The following is a 4,109-nucleotide window of genomic DNA, read 5'->3' on the forward strand; positions in this document are numbered from 1 at the left end:
CGCAGCGACCTCATAGACGGCTGCCTCGCCGAAACCGGCCTGACCATCAGACCCGCCTGAACAACAGCACGACATCACGAGTTCAACCTCAGTAGACGCGCTGTCTGTCCGCTCCAGCGACGCATCCGAATGCGTACGCGCCAGCATCAACCGCGGGCACCATTTTTCGACCATAGTTGCCTTCTTTGTTGTTTCACCTGAGGGCTCGATATCACATCCAGTTACTTCCTCTGAGGCTGGCACGTCCGAAACCTCAAGTGCCATCTGATTTTTATCGCACACCCGGATGGGAGGCTCACGAGTGCCTTGATTTCAATAGCCATATGAATCTGGGTGTTTCTATTTTCTTCAAGGGTGGATAAGGGGCATTGCTCACCCTCTCCGATCCGGCAGGTCTCGGGTAGTGCCTGCGGGTCTGTGAACTGGAAGAACGGGTCTATGGCTCGTTCTGTTGTGGGCTGGAGTGATCAGAGGGCATAGGTCTGTTCTGGGTGTGCATGGATGTGTGTCCTCTGCCGCTGCCCGCGGGGGTGTTCAACTATTATTCCTGTCTTCCGATGGTGAGGCGAGGCGCGTGTAGTGATGCAGGGTGAATGAATGACCACGGTGTGGCAGGGCGTCCGCTGCATTTTTTTCGAGGGTGAAAGTGCGGTGCTGTTGAGAGGGGTGTGCGGCGGGAGAGGGAGGGTGAGGAGGCAAGGGACAGTGCCGTGGGGGAGGTCGTGCACCAGGGCATGGCTCCTGCCGCTCGGAAGCCGTGGCTTCACCCCCGAGTGGCTCGTCGGCATGGTGGGCGGTGCGGCTCGCGGCTGACCATGCGGAGCCGCGATAGGGCGCCGGCCGCCGGATAGGGCGCGCCTGCGCGCCTGCCGGGGAACTGCGGCAGGACGCGTGCTCTCAAGGAAGTTCAAGCATGAGCCACGGGAAGAAGGTCGTGGGGGTTCGTCGTCTTCTGGGTGGCCGTGGTGATGCTGCCGGGTGTGGTCTTGAGCGAGCGTGATGCCGCTATCGGGAAGGAGCGGCGGCTGACCAATGTGGTGGTGGGCGAGCTTGGCAGTTCTCTGTCGGCTGTCTGTCTGGAGACCGGGAGCCGTTGTCTCCTGGGCGACCGCGAGCCTGGGGAGCGCCGTGTGTGGAGGGGATCTCTTCCGGCCGGTCGCGTGTGGTGGTGATTGCGGCGAACCGGAAGGTCGGTATCACGGTGTGGCCCGAGCCGGGCGATATTGCCCGCTGTCAGATCGTCCTCGGCCGGTCCGAGATTGTTGCCGAGTCCCGTTCGCCGACTCCGGGACTGGCGGTGATGCGCACCGTCACGCCGTGAACTCCTTTCAGGTGCCGGGGTTCCGTGTGGAGGACGGGGGCCGGGAGGCTATGTCGCAGAAGCTGCGGACCGGGCCCATGGGCCGCTGTCCCGCGGGCCATACCGCCAGCAGTGAGCGGCGGATGTCCAGCCCCGCGACGGGCACCGCGACCAGGGTGCCGGAGCGCAGTTCGGCCTCGACGGCCCGTGAGCTCAGGACCGCGGGGCCGATCCCGCCGGCCACCGCCTTCTTGATCGCCGTGGTGGAGGAGAGTTCGAGGAGGGGCGCCGAGCGCCACTGCGGCAGGCGTTGTGTCATGGCGCGTTCGAAGGACAGCCGGGCACCGGAGCCGGGTTCGCGTTGGATGACGGCAGTGTCGGCGAGTTCGCCGAGGGTGAGCGTGGAGCGGCGGGCCCAGGGGTGCGTGGGGGAGACGACGACCAGCAGGTGGTCGCGCGCGACCGCCTTGCTGTCCAGCCCCTCGGCGGCTTCCGGGCTTTCGATGAAGCCCAGCTGGGCCCGCTCTTCGAGAACGGCCGTGCACACCTGGGCGGAGTTGCAGGCGGTCAGTGTCACCGCGATGTCGGGTGTCTGTGCTCGCAGCGCCAGCAACCACTGCGGGAAGAGATACTCCACGATGGTCTGACTCGCCGCTACACGCAGCTGCGAGTCCCGCTCTCCGCGCAACGTGACCATCCCGGCGTCCAGCCGTTGCGCTGCTTCGAGCACCTCGTGGGCCCAGTCCGCGATCAGAGCCCCCGCGGGGGTGGGGCGTGATCCCAGGGTGGTGCGCTGCAGGACGGGGACGCCGACCAATTTTTCGAGATAGCGGATGCGAGAGCTGGCCGAGGGCTGGCTGATCCCGTGGGCCCGCGCTGCGCGTCCCAGGCTGCCCAGCTCGATGACGCTGAGAAGCAGGTCCAGGGCCCGCAGGTCCGGTACACGCGCGGAGATGCGCACTCACTCACCTCTACGGGTCGAGCCGACATGGGAACAAATAGCTAGCCATGACTTGTCTGGATATGTCAAATACGGATAACTGGTGAGGTATGCCTTTCGCCCCTCTTCAAGCCGGTGCGGCCAACCCAGGCGACGCAGCACCACGCCGGCTCCACCCCTTCGACCCGCAGGTCTACCCGGTACCGGATCCCGGCTAGATGTGTTCAGCCCGGATAGGTACGGTGGATTCCGTGACGCCAGAAACGCACGCACCTCACGCGCAGATCGAACACACCCCGCAAAGCGAAACCTGCTCGCCGCCCCCGCACCTGCTCGACTGCGTGCAAGGCGAGGGAAACTGGGTGCATCAGACGATCGCGCACGGCAACTTCGAGGCCTGGCACTTCTTCCGGCGTGGCTCGGTAGGCACCGCCCCCACCCACGTCTTCGTCCAACCCGCCCAGGGCGGCGACCCGGCCGCCATCGCCCGAGGCATCACCACGACCGTCCTGCGCGAGATCGGCCCCGCGGACGCGGCGGCCCGGCGTGCCGCCACCGAAGCCGAAGCGGCGCGCTACCCCCTGGCGGACGAGGTCGACGCACTGCTGACGGGCCACGGGCGTCCTTCGGACGCCTACCTGGCCGCCTTGGCGCTGCGATATGAGCGACTGGCGGATGCTGGGGAAAGGTCCCCGGTCAGGAAGCTGGTCAGCCTCACCGGCCGTTCTCTGGGCACCGTCAAGTCACACATCCAACTCGCCCGTCGAAAGGGTTACCTCGACGCCGTCGGTGCCAAGGCCGGAGGAAAGGCCACAGACAAGGCGCACGCGCTGCTGAAAAGCCTCCCCCTGGCCCACCGGTGAGTCACGCCCGCACCGGCCTCGCGCCGCCTCGCCCGGCACACCGCCCGACCCCTCAGGCCTCCTGAGAGACGGCCGGCCCGTCCGCAGCAGACGAAACGACGACCACCCTGCCGTCCTCAAACGACGAGGAACCCACCTCCCCCTGCTCCCACCCCAGCGCTCCCGAAAGCCGAGCCCTGTTCCCCGCGGCGTGCCGGGCCGCGCCCTGCCTCTGCCTCTGCCCCTGCCACGTCCGACGAGGCAGGGCAGACAGGTCCGCCTCATCTCCCCGGTAGACGCGCCCGGCGGGATTGATGGGGCCATGCCGCCGACGGCCGGCCACGTGCGAACAGCGCACGGCGAACCAGACGACGCACAGCAGCAGCAGAACTAGCTCGAACACAGGAAGTCTTTCTCTACGCGGCGATGGCACACAAGGAGGAACGCGGATCCGTCACCGGTCAGCGAAGGCGGCATCAAGGGTGGCGAACACCGGCGAAGGCCCGCTCGTGCCGATGCGGCCGACCGCAGGACTCCTCGGCGGGCCTATGAGCCGAGGCGTCGGCCGCTGCCGAGGAACAGCCGCGAGCAACCGGTCAAGGGCACGGCTAGGTACGTAAGGACACGAGAGAGAGATCCACGACCGTGGCCCCCTTGCCGGCACGCTCGCCACACAGCAGAACCCCGGCCGCAACCTTCAAGTCCTGATGACCGACCGGCAGCGCAGCAGAGGAAATCAGCCGACCGCAGATGCAGATCACCCCCCCGACCGCAGCCCAGCGCACCAACCGATGCCCTGGCCCATCCGCACGTACACGTACATGAACAGAAATATTCTTTCTGAGGCGAAAGACCCAGGGAACGCATAACCGGTCTATCCGCCCATAGGGCAGATTTATGGGTTACTGAGGTTGAACTCGTGATGTCGTGCCGTTGTTCAGGCGGGTCTGATGGTCAGGCCGGTTTCGGCGAGGCAGCCGTCTATGAGGTCGCTGCGGTACTGGATGTGTCGTAGGCCTCGTCGGAT

General features: G+C 66.2%; 4 protein-coding genes and 1 pseudogene. 2 read left to right on the forward strand and 3 right to left on the reverse strand.

Features of this window, described 5'->3' with window-relative positions:
* Positions 1–264: hypothetical protein (locus ACZ50K_RS37655; protein WP_468911954.1), on the reverse strand; the 264-nt coding region annotated here is incomplete at its 3' end.
* A gap of 868 nt (positions 265–1,132) precedes the next feature.
* Here ACZ50K_RS37655 and ACZ50K_RS37660 point away from each other — a divergent pair.
* Positions 1,133–1,321: a hypothetical protein gene (locus ACZ50K_RS37660; RefSeq protein ID WP_468911957.1), complete on the forward strand. Its 189-nt coding sequence runs from the start codon at positions 1,133–1,135 to the stop codon at positions 1,319–1,321.
* A gap of 7 nt (positions 1,322–1,328) precedes the next feature.
* Here ACZ50K_RS37660 and ACZ50K_RS37665 read toward each other — a convergent pair whose 3' ends face one another.
* Positions 1,329–2,261 (reverse strand): LysR family transcriptional regulator, encoded by a 933-nt coding sequence (locus ACZ50K_RS37665; RefSeq protein WP_468911960.1) that lies wholly within the window; start codon positions 2,259–2,261, stop codon positions 1,329–1,331.
* Between the two features lie 230 nt (positions 2,262–2,491).
* On the opposite strand from ACZ50K_RS37665, the gene ACZ50K_RS37670 reads away from it, so the two are divergent.
* Positions 2,492–3,103: a hypothetical protein gene (locus ACZ50K_RS37670; protein WP_468911963.1), complete on the forward strand. Its 612-nt coding sequence runs from the start codon at positions 2,492–2,494 to the stop codon at positions 3,101–3,103.
* A gap of 916 nt (positions 3,104–4,019) precedes the next feature.
* Here ACZ50K_RS37670 and ACZ50K_RS37675 read toward each other — a convergent pair.
* Positions 4,020–4,109, reverse strand: a pseudogene (locus ACZ50K_RS37675) (transposase); the annotation flags it as partial.

The organism is Streptomyces sp. NPDC033845, assembly GCF_055576225.1.